This is a genomic window from Mycobacterium pseudokansasii, from assembly GCF_900566075.1.
GTDB lineage: Bacteria > Actinomycetota > Actinomycetes > Mycobacteriales > Mycobacteriaceae > Mycobacterium > Mycobacterium pseudokansasii.
Genome location: NZ_UPHU01000001.1, coordinates 4865178 through 4883843 on the forward strand (window position 1 = coordinate 4865178; position 18666 = coordinate 4883843).

At 66.9% G+C, this 18666-nt stretch carries 18 protein-coding genes and 2 pseudogenes; 4 read left to right on the top strand and 16 right to left on the bottom strand.

The genetic code is table 11. From position 1 onward, the window contains the following. The 4 genes from EET10_RS21795 to glyA form a co-directional block, all read right to left on the bottom strand. Complete coding sequence (locus EET10_RS21795; protein ID WP_063467794.1) at positions 1 to 876, bottom strand: polysaccharide deacetylase family protein; 876 nt, start codon at positions 874 to 876, stop codon at positions 1 to 3. Positions 877 to 1043: 167 nt separating this feature from the next. Next, positions 1044 to 2345, bottom strand: a complete 1302-nt coding sequence (gene phoH2 / locus EET10_RS21800; RefSeq protein WP_122502491.1) for an RNA 5'-3' helicase PhoH2 — start codon at positions 2343 to 2345, stop codon at positions 1044 to 1046. A 212-nt stretch (positions 2346 to 2557) separates the two neighbouring features. Next, the gene (locus EET10_RS21805; RefSeq protein WP_036401726.1) at positions 2558 to 3385 is read right to left on the bottom strand and encodes an acyl-ACP desaturase; all 828 of its coding nucleotides are present in this window, start codon (positions 3383 to 3385) and stop codon (positions 2558 to 2560) included. Between the two features lie 99 nt (positions 3386 to 3484). Continuing rightward, entirely contained in the window at positions 3485 to 4765 is a 1281-nt protein-coding gene (gene glyA / locus EET10_RS21810; protein ID WP_036401727.1) for a serine hydroxymethyltransferase, read from the bottom strand. A 324-nt stretch (positions 4766 to 5089) separates the two neighbouring features. Between glyA and coaA the strand changes: the two genes are divergently transcribed. After that, the gene (coaA, locus tag EET10_RS21815) at positions 5090 to 6028 is read left to right on the top strand and encodes a type I pantothenate kinase (RefSeq protein WP_036401729.1); all 939 of its coding nucleotides are present in this window, start codon (positions 5090 to 5092) and stop codon (positions 6026 to 6028) included. Between the two features lie 60 nt (positions 6029 to 6088). Here the strand turns inward: coaA and EET10_RS32425 are convergent. The 6 genes and pseudogenes from EET10_RS32425 to EET10_RS21845 form a co-directional block, all read right to left on the bottom strand. Next, positions 6089 to 6623: pseudogene (locus EET10_RS32425) on the bottom strand (PE family protein); the annotation flags it as partial. Positions 6624 to 6793: 170 nt separating this feature from the next. Beyond that, entirely contained in the window at positions 6794 to 7207 is a 414-nt protein-coding gene (locus tag EET10_RS21825; RefSeq protein ID WP_036401734.1) for a hypothetical protein, read from the bottom strand. Positions 7208 to 7378: 171 nt separating this feature from the next. Next, a pseudogene (locus EET10_RS32015) lies at positions 7379 to 8050 on the bottom strand (methyltransferase). 98 nt (positions 8051 to 8148) lie between these two features. Further along, positions 8149 to 8331 (bottom strand): methyltransferase family protein, encoded by a 183-nt coding sequence (locus EET10_RS32020; RefSeq protein WP_321191457.1) that lies wholly within the window; start codon positions 8329 to 8331, stop codon positions 8149 to 8151. Between the two features lie 159 nt (positions 8332 to 8490). After that, positions 8491 to 9861, bottom strand: coding sequence for a hypothetical protein (locus tag EET10_RS21835; RefSeq protein WP_036401737.1), 1371 nt, complete (start codon positions 9859 to 9861; stop codon positions 8491 to 8493). A gap of 133 nt (positions 9862 to 9994) precedes the next feature. Beyond that, positions 9995 to 10783, bottom strand: coding sequence for a (2Z,6E)-farnesyl diphosphate synthase (locus tag EET10_RS21845; protein ID WP_036401742.1), 789 nt, complete (start codon positions 10781 to 10783; stop codon positions 9995 to 9997). Between the two features lie 155 nt (positions 10784 to 10938). On the opposite strand from EET10_RS21845, the gene trhA reads away from it, so the two are divergent. Next, the gene (gene trhA / locus EET10_RS21850; protein WP_036401744.1) at positions 10939 to 11667 is read left to right on the top strand and encodes a PAQR family membrane homeostasis protein TrhA; all 729 of its coding nucleotides are present in this window, start codon (positions 10939 to 10941) and stop codon (positions 11665 to 11667) included. Between the two features lie 72 nt (positions 11668 to 11739). On the opposite strand, the gene EET10_RS21855 is transcribed toward trhA, so the two are convergent. From EET10_RS21855 to mca, 4 genes are read right to left on the bottom strand one after another with little or no spacing between them, the layout of a single operon-like run. Further along, positions 11740 to 12123 (bottom strand): nuclear transport factor 2 family protein, encoded by a 384-nt coding sequence (locus EET10_RS21855; RefSeq protein ID WP_036401746.1) that lies wholly within the window; start codon positions 12121 to 12123, stop codon positions 11740 to 11742. 13 nt (positions 12124 to 12136) lie between these two features. Further along, the gene (locus EET10_RS21860; RefSeq protein ID WP_036401748.1) at positions 12137 to 14149 is read right to left on the bottom strand and encodes a thioredoxin domain-containing protein; all 2013 of its coding nucleotides are present in this window, start codon (positions 14147 to 14149) and stop codon (positions 12137 to 12139) included. After that, a complete protein-coding gene (locus tag EET10_RS21865) occupies positions 14136 to 14435 on the bottom strand; it encodes a hypothetical protein (RefSeq protein ID WP_036401751.1) in 300 nt (99 codons plus the stop codon). The genes EET10_RS21860 and EET10_RS21865 overlap by 14 nt, the downstream gene beginning before the upstream one ends. Beyond that, entirely contained in the window at positions 14432 to 15304 is an 873-nt protein-coding gene (gene mca, locus EET10_RS21870; protein WP_036401754.1) for a mycothiol conjugate amidase Mca, read from the bottom strand. The genes EET10_RS21865 and mca overlap by 4 nt, the downstream gene beginning before the upstream one ends. Positions 15305 to 15412: 108 nt before the next feature. On the opposite strand from mca, the gene EET10_RS21875 reads away from it, so the two are divergent. Both EET10_RS21875 and greA read left to right on the top strand, forming a co-directional pair. Further along, positions 15413 to 15847, top strand: coding sequence for a DUF4307 domain-containing protein (locus EET10_RS21875; protein WP_036401756.1), 435 nt, complete (start codon positions 15413 to 15415; stop codon positions 15845 to 15847). Positions 15848 to 16074: 227 nt separating this feature from the next. Then, on the top strand, positions 16075 to 16569 hold the full coding sequence (gene greA, locus EET10_RS21880; RefSeq protein ID WP_036401758.1) for a transcription elongation factor GreA: 495 nt from the start codon (positions 16075 to 16077) through the stop codon (positions 16567 to 16569). Between the two features lie 71 nt (positions 16570 to 16640). Here greA and EET10_RS21885 read toward each other — a convergent pair whose 3' ends face one another. Next, complete coding sequence (locus EET10_RS21885) at positions 16641 to 17807, bottom strand: cystathionine gamma-synthase (RefSeq protein ID WP_036401761.1); 1167 nt, start codon at positions 17805 to 17807, stop codon at positions 16641 to 16643. 84 nt (positions 17808 to 17891) lie between these two features. Further along, complete coding sequence (locus tag EET10_RS21890) at positions 17892 to 18662, bottom strand: RDD family protein (RefSeq protein WP_099318634.1); 771 nt, start codon at positions 18660 to 18662, stop codon at positions 17892 to 17894. Positions 18663 to 18666 lie beyond the last annotated feature (4 nt).

Here is an 18666-nt window from a genome sequence, read left to right on the forward strand (position 1 = left end):
CTACGCACCGTTGGTGGGCCCGCCCGAATTTTGGCCGGGAATGTCGGTGATCGGGAAGTTGGGCATCGGCTTGGGCGAGGGGGTGTTGGGCAACGACGGGATGTCCGCGGCCGGGATGTCGTGCAGTTCGTTGACCGGCGGCCCGTTCTCCCTGCTGCCGTAGCTGCTTCCGGGCGCGCGCGGCCCGAGCAGCTCACTGACCGTCACCAGCCGGTAGCCGTTGGCCTTGAGCACCGGGATGAACTGGTACACCAGGTCGACGGTGCTGGAGTAAGTGTCGTGGAACAGCACCACCGAGCCCGGCTTGATCTGGGTCATCAGCAGGTATCGCGTTGCCGCGGTGTTGGAGTCGTTGGCCCAGTCGAAAGGAATCACGTCCCAAAGGATTTCGGCTTGGCCGAAGTTGGCGGCGGTTCGCCGCACCGCGTCGTTGGACAGGCCGCCGGCCGGACGGTACAGCGTGGGCGTGCGGCCGGTGGCCGCGGTGATCGCGTCGTTGGCCCTGGCGAACTGGCCGGCGATGTCTTCGGGAGGGATCGTCGTCATGTTCGGGTGTTCCCAGGTGTGGCTGCCTATCTCCATGCCGGCGTCGGCGATGCGCTTGGCGCCCGCCGGGTTGGCCGTCACCTTGTTGCCGATCAGGAAGAACGTCGCCTTGGCGTCGTTGTCTTTCAGGATTTGCAGCAGCCGGTCGGTGTAGGGTCCCGGCCCGTCGTCGAAGGTCAGCGCCACACACTTGACCACCGAACAGCTGAGGTTGTCCGCGCGGGTGACGTGACCGGTCAGCCCGCCGATCACCAGCACCGCGACCGCCGCCACGACACCTATGACCATGCGCCAGTAGCGCCAGGCCTGGTTGTCGGGTCGTTTGGGCACTTAGGAAGTTTACCGGGCGTCGAGTGTGCGCTCGCGGCGTCGAGCGGGTGCTCAGGGCGAAATCCGCCGGATTTCGCCGCCCTGGACGCACAACCGAAGCCCTGGGCGCACGCTCAACACCCTGGTGCTTCGAGTCTGTGCCTACGGGCACATGCTCGGGAGAACGGTCAGCGCGGCCCGCTGATTTCTTCCAGCATCTCGGTGACCAGCGCGGCGATCGGGGACCGTTCGCTGCGCAGCAGCGTGATGTGGGCGAACAGCGGATGGCCTTTCAGCTTCTCGATCACCGCGACAATGCCATCGTGGCGGCCGACCCGCAGGTTGTCACGCTGGGCGATGTCGTGGGTCAGCACCACCCGCGAACCAGCGCCCAGCCGGGACAGCACGGTCAGCAGCACGTTGCGTTCCAGTGATTGGGCCTCGTCGACGATGACGAACGAGTCATGCAGTGACCGGCCCCGAATGTGGGTCAGCGGTAGCACCTCGAGCATGCCCCGGGACAGGACCTCGTCCAGCACGGCAGGGCTGGCCAGCCCCTCGAGCGTGTCGAAGACGGCCTGAGCCCAGGGTCCCATCTTGTCGCTCTCGCTGCCGGGCAGGTAGCCCAGCTCCTGACCGCCGACGGCATACAGCGGGCGGAAGACGACCACCTTGCGGTGGGTCCGTCGCTCCAACACAGCCTCCAGACCCGCACACAATGCCAGCGCCGACTTTCCGGTGCCGGCCTTACCGCCCAACGAGACGATGCCCACCGACTCGTCGAGCAGCAAGTCGAGCGCTACCCGCTGCTCGGCGGACCGGCCGCGCAGCCCGAACACTTCGCGGTCACCGCGAACCAGCTGGACGCGTTTGGCCGGGTTCACCCGTCCCAGCGCATGCGAACTACCGCCCAGCAGCCGAATCCCGGTGTGGCAAGGCAGGTCCCGCGCTTCGGCCAGATCGATTTCGCCGTCGGCGAACAGAGTGGCGATCTCCTCGGCAGCAGTCTCGATCTCGCGCATCCCCGACCATCCGGAGGCGACGACGTCCTGCGCGTGGTACTCGTCGGCGGGCAGGCCAACCGCGGCAGCCTTGACCCGCAGGGGGATGTCCTTGCTGACCAACGTGACTCGCCTGCCCTCGGCGGCAAGATTGGCAGCACAGCTCAAGATCCGCGAGTCGTTGCTGTCGGTCCGGAAGCCGGCGGGCAGCACCGCCGGGTCGCTGTGGTTGAGTTCGACGTGCAGCGTACCGCCTTGGGTACCAACCGGAATGGGCTGATCCAGCCGTCCGTACTCCAGCCGGAGATCGTCGAACAACCGCAGCGCCTGGCGAGCGAACCAGCCTAACTCGTGGTGGTGGCGCTTGGCCTCCAGTTCGCTGATCACCACCAGCGGAACCACCACCTCGTGTTCGGCGAACCGGCTGCATGCCCAGGGATCGGACAGCAGCACAGAGGTATCGAGCACGTAAGTCCGGAGTTCGGTCACGGGGCGCTCCTCGAGCGAATGACGCCCGGGCGGACCCACACGAGCGTGTCGGCGCGGGCCGCAGCACCAGGACCGGGGCCGGTCCTGCCCTTGTGGTGACGGGAGGTGCCGCCCTGGCAGCAGAGCATGTCGCTGACCATCGAAGCCGACGCTACTCCGGTGACGACACCGCCGCAGCGCAGGCGCGCCGACGCGCTCCGTGCAGGCTGGGACTAGCCGGTGACGAACTGCTTGAGCGCGGGCTCGTCAGCCAGCCCCCAGGCGGTGATGCGATCGGAAATCACCTGCCGCCGCTGCTGCGGCCCGAAGATCCCGGCGTCGGCCACCTTCTGCACCTTGTCCTGGTAGGCGTCAATGTCGCCACCGACGGCCTCGAGGTCGGCAGCGCGGGCCGCGATCGCCGCGACCGTTTCGTCCCGCGAGTAGTCGAGGCAGTGGGTGACGAGGTTGGCGAAGAACAGCTCGTGGCGCACCTCGTCGCGGCCGATCCGGTCAATGAGTGCGGCCAGGATCGGCTCTTCGATCTGCGCGGCCAGGTTTTGGCAGAAAACGGCCAGGGAGCGTTCGTAGAACGCCATGTACACCAGCGTCTCAACTTGCGTGTACTTGTCGGCGCGGTAGCCCTTCATGACGTGCTGGACCCGGACCTCTTCATTGGCAACCGGATCCACCTCGCGGGTCACCACGAGGTATTCGCGCAGCGCAATGGCATGCAGGTGCTCTTCGGCGGTCCACCTGCCGAGCCAGCGTCCCCACCACTCCTCGAGGATGAAGTGCTCGACCAGCTCGCGGTGATGGCCGGCCAGGTTGTCCTTGAGGATCAACAGGATCTCGCAGGCGTCGGTGATGACCCGCGGCAACGTCGCCTGGGACGGATCCCAATCCCGTCCGCCGAGAAAGGCGAAGTTCTCGCCCCGGTCGAACGGAACGTAGTCGTGGGCGAACCAGATGTCCTCGGTGTCAAGATGTCGAGCCATGTTTTGTTCCACCACAGGCTCGAGTTCCAGGGTCAGCGCATTAGCGACAGGTTTCTGTGCCATGCAGTAACTGTAACCCGACGACACAGGTTTCGTGAAATTGGGGCGGCGCGTGTCGTGGCTTACCCGCGTGATCACGCTGACAACACGTTTCGCCGCCGGCTAGCGACCTGCCAGGCTCCAATCCTCGAGGCCCTCGTACAGCGGAAACTCCCTGGCCAGACGGGTCACCCGGGCGCGCAGCGCCGGGACATCGGCACCGCTGCCGTCGGCCAGGGCGGTAGCGATCACGTCGGCGACTTCGCTGAATTCGGCATCGCCGAACCCGCGGGTAGCCAGCGCGGGCGTTCCGATCCGCAGGCCTGAGGTCACCATGGGCGGGCGGGGGTCGTTGGGCACGGCGTTGCGGTTGACCGTAATTCCCACCTCGTGCAACAGATCCTCGGCGGCCTGGCCGTCCAGTGGAGAGTTGCGCAGGTCGACCAGCACCAAGTGGACGTCGGTTCCGCCGCTGACGACCGAGACACCGGCCTTGGCGACATCGTCACCGAGCAGTCGTTCGGCAAGGATCCGGGCACCGGATAGGGTGCGCCGCTGGCGGTCGGCGAACTCGGGGGTGGCAGCGATCTTGAGCGCGACCGCCTTGCCCGCGATCACATGCATCAACGGTCCGCCCTGCTGACCGGGGAACACCGCCGAGTTGATCGCCTTGGCGTACTCCTGCTTGCCCAGGATCATGCCGGAACGGCCTCCGCCGAGCGTCTTGTGCACCGTGGTGGAAACCACATCGGCGTGCGGCACCGGCGACGGATGCAATCCGGCGGCAACCAAACCGGCGAAATGCGCCATGTCCACCCACAACTTCGCGTCGACCTCGTCGGCGATGGCGCGGAACGCCGCGAAGTCGAGAATCCGGGGGTAGGCCGACCAGCCGGCGATGATCACCGTGGGCCGGAATTCCAGCGCCTTGGCGCGCACCGCCTCCATGTCGATCAGGTGCGTCGTGGAGTCCACACCGTAGAACCCGTTCTCGTACAACTTGCCGGAGAAGTTCAACCGCATGCCATGGGTCAGGTGGCCGCCGTTGGCGAGGTCCAGACCCAGCAGCCGCTCCCCCGGGGTCATCAGCGCATGCAAGACCGCGGCGTTGGCCTGGGCGCCCGAATGCGGCTGTACGTTGGCGAAATCGGCGCCGAACAGCGCCTTGGCCCGGTCCCGGGCGATGTTTTCCACCACGTCGACGTGCTCACAACCGCCGTAGTACCGCCGGCCCGGCAGCCCCTCCGCATACTTGTTGGTCAGCACGCTGCCCTGAGCCTGCAACACCGATCGCGGCACGAAATTCTCCGAGGCGATCATCTCCAAGGTGTCTCGTTGCCGGCCGAGTTCCTTGCCCAGCAGCTCTGCGATATCGGGGTCGACCTCGGCCAGCGGGGCGGACATGACCGAGCTGGTCTCAGAGACCCTTACGTGGGCGGAAGTACGGGCGTCAGGTGCGGCAGTCACGGGCGCCAGTCTATCGAGGGCGCCGCTTCGGGGCTGATCATGTTCGGCGCACCCCATCCGGTGGTCTCCCCGGCTACCAGAGGTCTCACCTCATCAGGCGGGTAACCGGGTAACGACCCGCCCACCCGTCGGCGACCCCGGCCGCGGCGCTGGCCCCCGGGTCCGGTCGTCGCTGATAGCCGGGCACTTCGCCTTAGCCATGCCGCACGCTTTACCCGGCCCAGCCGTCAGACCCGCGTCGATCCCTGCAAGACTGACACCATGCCACGGCTTAGCGAGCCGAGCCCGTATGTCGAGTTCGACCGAAAGCAATGGCGCGCGCTTCGTATGTCGACCCCACTGGCCCTCACCGAAGAGGAATTGGTCGGCCTGCGTGGTCTGGGTGAGCAGATCAACCTGTTGGAAGTCGAAGAGGTGTATCTGCCTCTGGCCCGGCTCATTCACCTTCAGGTCGCCGCCCGTCAGCGGTTGTTCGCCGCCACCGCCGAATTCCTCGGCGAGCCGCAACAGAACCCGAACCGACCGGTGCCGTTCATCATCGGTGTGGCCGGCAGCGTGGCGGTCGGCAAGTCGACCACCGCACGTGTGCTACAGGCGCTGCTTGCCCGCTGGGACCACCATCCGCGGGTGGACCTGGTGACCACCGACGGCTTTCTCTACCCCAACGCCGAGCTGGAGCGGCGAAGCCTCATGCACCGCAAGGGTTTTCCGGAGAGCTATAACCGCCGGGCGCTGATGCGGTTCGTGACTTCGGTGAAGTCGGGCTCGGAATATGCGTGTGCGCCCGTGTATTCACACCTGCACTACGACATCATTCCCGGGGCCAAACACGTAGTCCGCCATCCGGACATCCTGATCCTGGAGGGGCTCAACGTCTTGCAGACCGGCCCCACCCTGATGGTCTCGGACCTGTTCGACTTCTCCCTCTACGTCGACGCGCGTATCGAGGACATCGAGCAGTGGTACGTGTCGCGATTCTCGGCCATGCGCAGCACGGCGTTCGCCAACCCGGAGTCACACTTTCACCACTATTCGGCACTGTCCGACCCGCAGGCCGTGGTCGCGGCCCGGGAGATCTGGCGGTCGATCAACCGGCCCAATCTTGTCGAGAACATCCTGCCGACCCGGCCGCGTGCCACCCTGGTGCTGCGCAAAGACGCCGACCACTCGATCAACCGGCTGCGGCTGCGCAAGCTGTAGCACGTCCCGCGTCGAGCCGGTGGCGAATCGGACCGGCGATGCGCCGTGGACTCCGTGCTAGCCGAACAGCAGCCCGCCCGTGCCGCCCTCGCCCCGATGCCACCATTGGAGCCGTTACCGCCGTTACCGCCGTTACCGCCGTTACCGCCGTTACCGCCGTTACCGCCGTTACCGCCGTTACCGCCGTTACCGAGCAGTAGCCCACCAGGTCCACCGGCTGCCCGGGCGCACCGTTGGCGCCGTTGCCGATCAGCGGCCGCCCCAGCAACGCCTGGGTGGGCGCGTTGATCGCATTGAGGAGGTTCCGCTCGACATTGGCGGCCTCGGTGCTCGCGTACGCACCCGCACCTGCCGTCAGGGCCTGCCACGAGCGGTGCATGAAAACCGGCCACTTGCGTACCGAGGTTCTGATAGGCCTGCGCGTAGGCGGAAAACAGTGCGGCGACGCCGGCCGACACCTCGTCGGCGGCAGCCGCCACCAGGCCGGCCCTCGGGCCGCGGCATCCGCGGTGGCCGCACTGATGCTCGAACCGATACCGGCCACATCGGTGGCTGCTGCGGCCATCATTTCCGGCCTCGCGATCACGAACGACATGGCGGCCTCCAATCTCTGCACCTGAATCACGTCGGCTGCCGGCAATGACCGGAGTTTGGGGCGTATCGCCGCGGGAAACGACGTCTTCCGCCTTTGCCGAAAGCGCCGCCAAATGGCTGACGTGGGGCGGCCACGGCATACCGCGGCGCCCCGCGTCAGTAACGCGGCGACTAGGCCGCCAGCCGGCGCACCCCCAGGTACTGCAGACCGGCGAACAACGCCGTGTACCCGCCACTGGCCAGCGTCGCGGCCACGCCAACGACGGTCATGGGCACCAGCTCGGCGGCCACGACGGCGGCCAGGGTGTAGACGATGTTGCCCACGACGACGCCGATACCCACCCGGCGCAGGTACGGCAGTGCGGCAAGGCCGAACACCACTAGGCCGTAGAGCACGAAGAAAGCGCCCATGCTGTATTCCTGACCGGACGTCAGGCCGGTCATCTGCGAAATCGGGTCGGCGGCGACGGCGACGGCTAGACCCAGCAGTCCCGTCAACGTGGCATCGGCACGCATTGCGAACCGCAGCAGTGAGTCCGTCGAGTCGTACAGGGGCCGGATTGTCGGATCGGAAAGAGCGGTCATGTCATTACTCCTTGGCTGTGCGGAAGGCGGATTGTCGAACGGGTTTCACGGTGCCGCCCAAGCACTGCCAGATCGACGCATGGCACTGCCAGCTACTGCCATCGACGGGCCAAGATCACACCGCGATGCCCTCGACCAGGCTGTATGGCGAGGCGGTTGCCACCACCCGGGTCATGCGAAAGCCCGCGCGCCCGAGGAGTCGGCCGTACTCGTCGGCGGCGCGTTCGCGCGCGTCGGCGAGCAGCAGCATCTCCAGGTCGACCCATTGCCCATGAATTCCCGGTCATGCGGCGGAATCACCTGCTCGATGAGCAAGACCTTCGTGCCCGCTGCCGCTGCCGCACGGACGTTGCGAAGGATTCGCACCGCGTCCTCGTCGGGCCAGTCGTGGATGATGTGCTTGAGGACGTAGGCGTCGCCGCCGGTCGGTATCTCGTCGAAGAACGAACCAGCTTCGATCCGAACCCGGTCCGCGACACGGTGTTCGGAAAGCAGGTCGGGGGCTCCGGCAACCACGTGGCCAAGGTCGAACAGGATGCCACGGGCCTGCGGCGCCGACGTCAGGATCGCGGCCAACAGCCGGCCATGTCCGCCACCGACGTCGACGTCGACGACGGTCCCTCAGCCGCTGAAGTCATAGGCGGCGACCACCGGCGCGATCGACAGTTCCGACGAACTTGTCATGGCCTGGTTGAAGATTTCGGTGAGCGCCGGTTCGCTGGCGAGATAGTCGAAGAACGGTTTGCCGTGCAATGCCGGGACAATCGTGTGGCCGCTGCGCACCGCATCCGTCAGCCGACTCCAGTGGTCTCGATGAGCAGGAGCGCCCACAAATCGAGCCATCCCGGCCAACGACACGTCAGCATCGCTGCGAAGAGCTTCCGCCAGCGGGGTCAATGCGTAGCGGCCGTCGCGGCATTGCCGGAAGATGCCGCGCCCGATCAAGGCACCAGTAGCCGGCTGACGGCGTCGACGTCGGCGCCGACGGCTGCCGCGAGTTCCTCGGCGTTCAGAGGCCCCTTGGCAAGCACGTCAACGATACCGAGGTCCGCGGCGACGGTGATCGCCTGAGCCGCCCACGCCCCCAGAATCATTTCCATCAGCGCGACCGGTGCCGGAACCAAGCCGCGATGCAATCGACCGAGGTGATGCCGCACCGTCTCTACGACCGCACGACCCTGGCCGGCGGAAGCTTTGCTGCCATGACTGACCCTTTTCGGCCCTACCCAACCGGATATTCGACGCTCAGGACGCTGAGGATGGTACGCCGGCCGGCGCCCGGGCTAATCGCTGGGAACGGTGACCCGCCCGCGCAGATCGGCGGCGATCAGCCGAGCCGCGGCATTCTGCCAGTTGTGCAGTGAGCGCTGCGGCACCTCGGTGACCAGCCACTGCCAGGCTTGGCGGGCGGTCGTATCCAAACCGGCAGCGGTGGCGTTTTGTGCGTAGGCGCGCACCCCCACGACATAGGGGAAATACAGCGAGTTGTAGTAACGCCAGTGTTCGGTGGTTCCAAAATCGCCGGCGTCGCGCGGCTTGAGCCGGGCAATGCCGTCGGCGAGCACGGCCTTGAGTTCGTTGGCCCGCTCCAAAGGATGGTCGGGTGCCCCGCGTGCGGCCAACCGCTCATCGATCACCGGCAAAGCGGTCAGCGGGCTGGCGACGAGTTTGGTCAGATCGCCGTAGTGGCCCAGCGCCCGGCGGGTGAGCCGGACGAAGGTGTCGTCGTCCATGTCGGCGAGGGGGTTCACCGACCGCAGCGGCAAACCCGCCCCGGTATGCCGCAGCGCGGCCCGGTCGGCGCGCAGCCCGGGCGACCGGGAAAACGCCAGCCGGTCCAGCAGCCCGGCCAGCGGATCGGCGAGCACCTGCACGATGATCGCGATCGCCACGCTGGTGAAAAGCAGCACCGTTAGCGCGGTCTGCGCCGTCGGCTCAGTGCGGGTCACCGCCAAACCGATCAGCGCCTGGCCGCCGAACAACGCCGCCACCGCCAGCGTGCCGAAAAACGAGCGCAGCATGTCTGCCCGCAACGCCTGGCCCTCGTCGAAGGCGTCCGACAGAGCAACCGCCACCCCGAGCGCCAAGACGTCGAAACCCGTCGACGTCAGAGCCAGCCAGCTGGGCACCAGGCCCAGCGGAATGACCAGGATGGCATTGGCCAGCGCGAAGAACAGGGTTGCCACAATCACCACGCCAACGACCGGGGTCGGCTGCGCGGGCCGCAGCACCGCGACGACCATCGCCCCGAGGGTGGACGCCGATATCACGGCCAACATCATCAGATGGCCGGCCCGCAACGGGCCGGTGACGCCGCCCGCCATCGTCGCGCCGAACAGGGTCAGCGCCGCGACACCGCCGATGAGTGCGAGCTCGCGGGTGCGGGACCGCCAGCTGTCGCACGGCCGGGCCAGCTCAAGGAGCACCGCCAACCACGCGACGCCCGGGACGGCGACAAGGTAGATCTCCAGCCGGCTCAGCAGCGCGGCGTGCACGACACTGGTCGTGCGCACCGCATCCAAGGCCACCACCAGTGCGAAACCGCACAGTCCGGTCGCCGCCAACACCAGCACCGGCTTGCGCGAATCACGGGCCAGCAGATACAGCCCCAGCCACAGGCTCACCGTGAACACCGCCGCCGACAGCGCAGCCATGCATTCAGTTTGTCACGGGGTTCGATTCGTGCCGACCCGCTGCGCCCGGCTCCGCCGCGCTTGCGATCGGCACCGGGTTCGATTCGTGCCGACCCGCTGCGCCCGGCTCCGCCGCGCTTGCGATCGGCACGGGTTACTTGCCGTAGCGGCGGTGGCGCTGGCTGTAATCACGCAGCGCGCGCAGAAAATCGACCCGGCGAAACGCGGGCCAGTGCGCTTCAGTGAACCACATCTCCGAATAGGCGCTTTGCCACAGCAAGAATCCGGACAGGCGTTGCTCGCCCGAGGTGCGAATGACCAAGTCGGGGTCGGGTTGGCCAGAGGTGTACAGGTTTTCGGAAATGCCGTCTTCCGTCACGGCGTCAATGAGCTCCTCGGCGGTTGCGCCGTTGGCAAGCTGCTTGCTGAGCAGCGCTCGGACCGCGTCGACGATCTCCCGGCGCCCGCCGTAGCCCACGGCGACATTGACATGGAACGGCGCCGCCGCGGGCGTGGATTCCACCGCCTCGCGCAGCCGGCGGGCCGGCTCCTCGCCGATCAGCTCCAGATCGCCGACGGTACGGACACTCCAGCGGTTGGCCGGGGCGCAGATCTCCTCGACGACGTCGGTGATGATCTCGATCAGTCCGGCAAGCTCGTCAGGATCACGCTGCAGGTTCTCGGTGGAAAGCAGGTAGACCGTGGCCATTTCGATGCCGGCGTCTTGGCACCACCGCAGCATCTCGGCGATCTTGGCCGCGCCCATCCGGTAGCCGTAGCTGACGTCGTCGTAACCGGCGCTGCGCGCCCAGCGCCGGTTGCCGTCGCACAGGACCGCGATGTGTCGCGGCAATTCGGACCTGGTGGCGGCCAGACCCTGCCGCAGGCGCAGCTCGTAAATGCGATACAACGGCTCTTTGAGCCGCGGTGGGATGATCTCCACGAGAATCCAGACTACTGTGACGGACACCAGATTCCGGTCTTGATCCGGGCCAAAATCACCGCGCGCCCGCCCACGTCGTCACTGTCTGCGCCGACCAACGCGACTATGGTGATCGTGACGGTTACCGGCGATAACACAACGGGGAGATGGGAGACATGAGCAGCCAGGCCACCGCAGCACCCGAAGCACACCGGCTGACGCCGTCCAACGCTGCCCACCACATCGTCGAGGGCGTTACCCGGGCCCTGCACAAGCCCCGGTTCCGCGGCTGGATCCACGTCTATTCCGCCGGTATCGCCGTTTTGGCCGGGGCCTCCCTGGTCGCAGTCTCCTGGGCGGTCAGCTCCACTAAGGCCGGGCTGGCGACGCTGGCCTACATCATGGCCACCGTGGTGATGTTCACCGTCAGCGCCACCTATCACCGCGTCAACTGGGAATCCGCGACGGCCCGCGTCTGGATGAAGCGGGCCGATCATTCGATGATCTTCGTATTCATCGCCGGCAGCTACACACCGTTCGCGCTGTTGGCCCTACCGGGCCACGCGGGGCGGGTCGTGTTGTCGATCGTGTGGGGTGGTGCGATCGCCGGGGTGCTGCTGAAGATGTGCTGGCCGACGGCACCGCGCTGGGTGGGTGTACCCCTCTATCTTCTGCTGGGCTGGGTTGCGGTCTGGTACACGGCGACGATCCTGCACAACGCGGGGGTGACGGCGCTGGTGCTGCTGTTCGTCGGCGGCGCTCTCTACAGCATCGGCGGCATTCTCTACGCAGTACGGTGGCCTGACCCGTGGCCGTCGACGTTCGGCTATCACGAGTTCTTTCATGCCTGCACCGCGGTGGCGGCGATCTGCCATTACATCGCGATGTGGTTTGTGGTGTTCTGACCGCCGCTCAAGCCCGATTGCGCACCTCCTCACCCGGCCGCTTCCCGGCCGGGATCGTCGGCACGCGCAAAGCTACAGCCGGGTGACGTCGGTGGCCGACCAGTAGGCCTTCATCGCGGTCACCTTGCCGCGGTCGTCGAACACCATCACCTCGATGGGCTCCACCCGCATCGCGTTGTCGCCGGCCGTCACGGTCAGCCGGAACTGGAAGGCCGCCTCGTTGCCCGAGACCCGCAGTGACACCAGTTCACACACCCGCTCGAGCCCGACGATCGCCGAGTAGAAGCCGCGGATTGCCTGCGTTCCGATGTGCACCTCCCCGCCGACGGGATCCTCGAGAGTGGCGTCGGCGGCGTAGAAGTTGACCAAGTCCTCGACGTCGCCGTCGTTGAGCACCTCGATGTAACGGTGGACGGTGCCAGCGATCGCCTGGGCTCTGTCGGTGCGGTCCGGCATGGGGGGCACGCTACTATCCCGGCGGTCGCAGAGCGGCGGCGAGTTCGTCTGAGCTGGTCACCGGCAGGTCACAGACTCGACCCCGGCACACGTAGGCCGCGTCGGCGCCACCCACCCGGTCCCGGTCGATCAGTAGCGCCGACGAGCCCACCCCGCCACCGATGACGATCGCCCCTCCCGGCGCGAGTCGGCGAGCGGCGGCCAACAACGGTGACTGCGGATCGGCACACGCGACCGCAATCTGCAGCGGCCCACGCACCGCCGCCTCCGCGACCGACAGCCAGTGACCGGCCGACCGTGGCGCCCGCGCCAGCAATACTGAATTTTCGCGCAGCGTGTTCGTGGCCGCCTGCAAATACCGCTGGGCGCGGCCAGGCTCGACCAAGTGTGCGGCGGTCAGCAACGCCTCGGCGATCGATGACGCGCCAGACGGTGTCGCCCCGTCCAGCGGGTCGGCCGGCCGCAATATTAGCTGCTCGGCGTCTTCGGCGGTGTCGAACCACCGGCCCGGATGCTGCGGATCGGCAAAGTGCTGCAACGCGGTATCCAGCAAGCCACTAGCCGCCGTCAGCCAGGCCGCATCGCAACTCAGTTGGTACAGCGCCAGCAAACCGGTGGCCAGCATCGCGTAGTCCTCCAAGATGGCGGCACTGTCGCCGACCACCCCGCCCAGGCTGGCACGCCGCAACCGGCCGTCAACCGCGTGCAAGTCCATCAGCGCGGTCGCACAGCGCTGCGCGGCTCGCAGCAGTCGTGGCTCCGGCAATGCCAGGCCGGCCTCGGCCAACGCTGTGACGGCCAGCCCGTTCCAGGAGGTGACGACCTTGTCGTCGCGCCCGGGCTGGGCACGGGTGAGCCGGGCCGCCAACAATGCGTTCTTGACCCGCTCGAAACGCTGCGGGTCGTCGGGATCCCTGAGTAGCTGCAGCACCGAGGTCCCATGTTCGAAGGTGCCGGACCGGGTGACCGCGAAAACCTCTGCTGCCCAACGCCCGTCGTCGGCGCCGAGCACCTCGGTCAGCTCCGCGGGGGTCCACACGTAGGTGGAGCCCTCGCGGCCGTCGGCGTCGGCATCCAGCGACGACGTGAACATCTCACCGTCGGCCAGCTCGTCGAGCAAGAACCGCGCGGTCTCGGCGGTGATTCGGCGGGCCAGCGGATCCCCGGTGCGGCGGGCCCAGTGTGCGTAGGCGCGCAGCAGCAGCGCGTTGTCGTACAGCATCTTCTCGAAATGCGGTATCACCCAAGCGTTGTCGACGCTGTATCGGGCGAAGCCGCCGGCGAGTTGGTCGTAGATGCCGCCCCGGGCCATGGCGGTGCCGGTGCGCGACACCGCCTGAAGAGCCGCCAAGGAACCGGTGCGCTCGTAATGTCGTAGCAGCCCTTCGAGCAACGCCGACGGCGGAAATTTTGGTGCCCTGCCCCAGCCGCCGTGAACCGTGTCCTGGTCACCCAGCACAACCTCGACGGCGTGATCGCACAACCGCGGCGCAACATCCGGCCCGCCGCCGGGCAGGCCCGACGCCATCGAGCGCAGCTCGCCGGCGATATGGTCCGAGGCTTGCTCGACCTCGTCGCGGCGCTGCTGCCAGGTCTCGGATATGGCCGAAAGAAGTTGCAGGAAAGCGTCTTTCGGGTAGTACGTGCCGCAGAAGAAGGGCCGCCCGTCCGGGGTCAGGAAGCACGTCATCGGCCAACCGCCCTGTCCGGTCAGCGCGACCGTGGCGTTCATGTAGACCGCGTCGATGTCCGGCCGTTCCTCGCGATCCACCTTGATGCAGACGAATCCGGCGTTCATCACCGCGGCCACCGCGTCGTCCGCGAAGGATTCGTGGGCCATCACGTGACACCAGTGGCAGGCGGCGTAGCCCACCGACAGCAGGATCGGCACGTCGCGCGCGGCCGCCTCGGCCAGTGCCTGCGGGGTCCACTGCTGCCAGTGCACCGGGTTGTCGGCGTGCTGACGCAAGTATGGGCTGGTGGCTGCCGCGAGGGTATTGGCTCCGGACGGATCAGCCGGGGTCATCGGCGGGTCCCGGTGGTCTCGCGGATCCCTTGCCGTCGGTACGGGGCGGCTCGTCGGGAGTGACCGGGTCCGTGCCCTCGTCGGCAGCCTGGTCAGGCTCGGGGTGCTGGCGGTCGAACGATTCGGGAACCTTCTTCAGTTGCCGATTCATCGATCGCACCAGGAACAGCGTGGCGACCACCAACAGCACGATGACCAGCAGCCCCACCGGACTGGCCTTGCCAAAATCGGGGCCGTGGTTGCGGGGCGCATCGTCGGCAATCACGCTGAGCAAAACGCCGTTCACTGGTCCGGCTCGATCCCGGCGAACAACTCCGTCTCCGGCAGACGGACGGGAACGCGCGAGCGCGCCAATTCGAATTCCTCGGTCGGCCATAGCTCCCGCTGCCAGGACAGCGGAGCGGCGAAGAACTCGGCGTTCGGGTCGATCTGGGTGGCGTGCGCTCGCAGCGCGTCGTCACGCTGAGCGAAATACTTCGAGCACTCGACGCGCGTCGTCACCCGGTTGGCAAAGGGATCGTGGTCGGGATGCCAGTGCTCGAGCCACTTGGCGAACGGGCCCTCCTGGCCGCGCTTGATGAACTCCTCCTGCAAAATCCGCATCCGCTCCCGCAAGAATCCGTGGATGTAGTACAGCTTGGACACCGTCCAGGGCTCACCGGCATCCGGGAATCGACGGTAGTCGCCAGCCGCCTCGTAGGCGCCGATCGAGACCTGATGGCAACGAATGTGATCCGGATGCGGGTACCCGCCGTTCTCGTCGTAGGTGGTGATGACGTGCGGCCGGAACTCACGGACCACCCGCACCAGCGCCTCGATCGACTCCTCCAGCGGGACCAGCGCAAAGCAGCCTTCGGGCAGCGGTGGTGGCGGGTCACCCTTGGGCAGTCCGGAGTCGACGAAGCCCAGCCAGGTGTGCTCCACACCGAGCATCTCGGCAGCCTTGGCCATCTCGTCCCGGCGGATCTCCGAGATGTGGCCATGGACGTCGGGCAGGTCCATCGCCGGGTTGAGAATTTCGCCCCGCTCGCCGCCGGTCAACGTCACCACCAACACGCGATGGCCCTCGTCGGCATACCGGGCAAGAGTGGCCGCACCCTTACTGGACTCATCGTCGGGGTGGGCGTGCACCGCCATCAACCGCAGTTCGCTCACGTGCTCCCTTGTTCCTGTGCCAGCCGGCCGGTCTGCTGCTCGCCCGGTTGCGACCCTATAATTCCAGTCTCGATCGTTCCATCCTGCGCAGCCAGCCATCCACGAGGCATGAACACAGCACCGCCTTCCCGTCCCGAAGCCCGCTACGGGCGAGCGCGGCTGTCCGGCCGGTCGCGGCGCCGCCTGGCCATCATCTTGTCGGTGGTGGCCGTGGCGGCCGGATTGGCCGTGGCCTTCATCGCCTATCAACGGATCGACACCAGTGCCGTCACCGGCTCGCTGGCCGCCTATCGGGTGATCGACGACGAAACGGCATCGGTGACGATCAGCGTGACCCGCAAAGACCCGTCGCGACCGGTGGACTGCATTGTGCGGGTTCGCGCCCACGACGGCAGCGAGACGGGTCGACGCGAAGTGCTGGTGGCACCGTCGGATCAGAACACCGTGCAGGTGACGACGACGCTGAAATCGAGCAAGCCGCCGGTGATGGCGGACATATATGGTTGCGGCACAGACGTGCCCGCATATCTGCGCTCGTCTTGAGTCGCGTCTTCCGGCTCATCGTGAGCCGAACTGCGCAGATGCCGTCATCGAGTGTTTGCGCAGTGGTAACATTGCTGGATGCACGGTCCTGCTTTGGACCGTGTATTGCTGCATTAACGGCCGTGAGCAAAACGGCGTGACAGCAACCGGGGCGGCAACCCGCACACCGACAGCGGGATCAGCACCTTAGGCGACTGCGCATAAGAGAACACAAGGAGCGCGACGAGATGACGGATACTCAGGTGACCTGGTTGACCCAGGAGTCACATGACCGACTCAAGGCCGAGCTCGATCAATTGATCGCGAATCGTCCGATCATCGCCGCCGAAATCAACGACCGCCGCGAGGAAGGTGACCTGCGTGAGAACGGCGGATACCACGCCGCTCGCGAGGAGCAGGGCCAGCAGGAAGCTCGCATCCGTCAGCTACAGGACCTGCTCAGCAATGCCAAGGTCGGCGAAGCGCCCACGCAGTCGGGGGTGGCCCTGCCCGGTTCGGTCGTCAAGGTCTACTACAACGGCGACGAGTCCGACACCGAAACGTTCCTGATCGCCACCCGTCAGGAGGGTGTCAACGACGGCAAGCTCGAGGTCTACTCGCCCAATTCACCGCTGGGCGGCGCGCTGATCGACGCCAGGGTCGGTGAGACCCGCAGCTACAAGGTGCCCAACGGCAACACCGTCGAGGTGACCCTGGTCAGCGCGGAGCCGTACCACTCGTAATCCTGCCCCCCAAGCGCCCTAAGCGCCCCAAGCGCCCCGAGCGTGATTTGACCGACGCTTCGTCGGCGCGCCTAGTCGAGCGCCTGCTCAAGATCGCCGAGCAGGTCGGCGATGTCCTCGATGCCGACCGAAAGCCGCACCAGATCGTCGGGAACCTCGAGCTGCGAGCCAGCCGTCGACGCATGGGTCATGGCGGCGGGGTGTTCGATCAGCGACTCCACCCCGCCCAGCGATTCGGCCAGGATGAAGACCTCGGTGCTGGCGCATAGATCCCGGGCGGCTTCCCGGCCCGCTTTCATGCGCACCGAGACCATGCCTCCGAAGCCGCGCATTTGCCGCGCGGCGACGTCATGTCCGGGGTGGTCTGGGAGTCCCGGATACAGCACAGTTCTGACCGCGGGATGCTCGGCGAGGAATTCGGCTACGGCACAAGCGTTTTCGCTGTGTCGTTGCATCCGCAGCACCAAGGTCTTCAGCCCGCGCATGGTCAGGTAGGCGTCGAACGCACCCGGGACGGCTCCCGCCCCGTTCTGCAGGAAGCCGAACGCCTGGTCCAGCTCCTCGTCGTTGGTGACCAGAGCACCGCCCACGACGTCGGAGTGCCCGCCGATGTACTTGGTGGTCGAGTGCAACACCACGTCGGCGCCCAGCGTCAACGGCTGCTGCAGAGCCGGCGATGCGAACGTGTTGTCCACCAGCACTCTTGCGGAGCTGTCCGCGGCCAGCTGGACGATTCCAGCGATGTCGGCGATCGACAGCAACGGGTTGGTCGGTGTTTCCACCCAGATCACCCGGGTGCGCGGCGTGATCGCACCGCGCACCGCATCCAGATCGGAAAGCGCCACCGGTGTGTACTCGACGTTCCACCGGGTGAACACCTTGTCGATCAGCCGGAAGGTGCCGCCGTAGGCGTCGTCGGGGATGACCACGTGATCCCCGGGTGACAGTATGGCCCGCAGCGCACAGTCGGCGGCGGCCATCCCGGAGCTGAACGCCCGGCAGTGCCCGCCCTCCTCGACGGCGGCCAGCGACGCCTCCAAGGCGGCCCGCGTCGGGTTGCCGGTGCGAGCGTATTCGTAGCCGCCCCGCAGCCCGCCGACACCGTCCTGGGCGAACGTACTGCTGGCATAGATCGGAGCGTTGACGGCTCCGGTTGCCGAGTCGGGCCGGTAGCCGGCGTGGATGGCTTTGGTGGCTAGCCCGCTGAACTGGTGGTGCTCCCGGCGGTCGTTATTCATCGGTGCTCAAGCCTAGTAGCAAGGCACTACCCCGGGCCGCCGCTGCACGGCCGGGATAGCGCCTTGCCGAGGTCGCTGCCAGTGTCAGACCGGCAGGCAGACCGTGGTCATGATCTTGTCGGCCAGCGTCTGTCGCTTTGCATCCCACAACGGGAACAGGAAGCCGACGTAACAGATGATCGCGTCGACAAAGTGTGCGAGTTGACGTACCAGCGACATCCCGAAGCCCAACGGCTGACCGGTGGTTTCGCTGACCACCTTGAACTTCAGCACCGACTTTCCGATGCTCGATCCGGTGGTGCCTTGGCGGTAGCCGTAATTCCACACCCAGTAGGCCAGTATTGCCAGCGATGCCAGCCCCTGCGCCAGCACACCGATGATCGAGTCCTGCGCATAGCAGTACTGGCTCACGTCGTACTGATTGACGCTGGTGACGCACGACGACTGCTGAGTGACCATTGCGATCACCCAACCGATGCCGTAGACGACGACAATCGGAGCGGTGTCGATGAGGAAGGCCAGTACGCGAGTGATCCACGGGGTGTAGGACTCCGTCGGCTGGGAGCGGATCGCCGGCCCCGGCGGTGGCGGCGCGTAGCCGGCGGCCGACGGAGGCGGCGGTGGCGGATAGCCGCCCTCGGGCGGGGGTGGTGGGGGCGGATAAGACCCGCCAGGCGCCGGAGGCGGCGGGTAGGAGCCAGGCGCCGGAGGCGGCGGGTAGGAGCCAGGCGCCGGAGACGGCGGGTAGGCGCCGCTCGGCTGCGAAGGCTGGGACGGTGGCTCAAACCCACCGGAGGAGCCGGGAGGCGGTGGCGGTGGGGGGTAAGACCCGCCGGGGGGCGGCTGATCGGTCATGGGA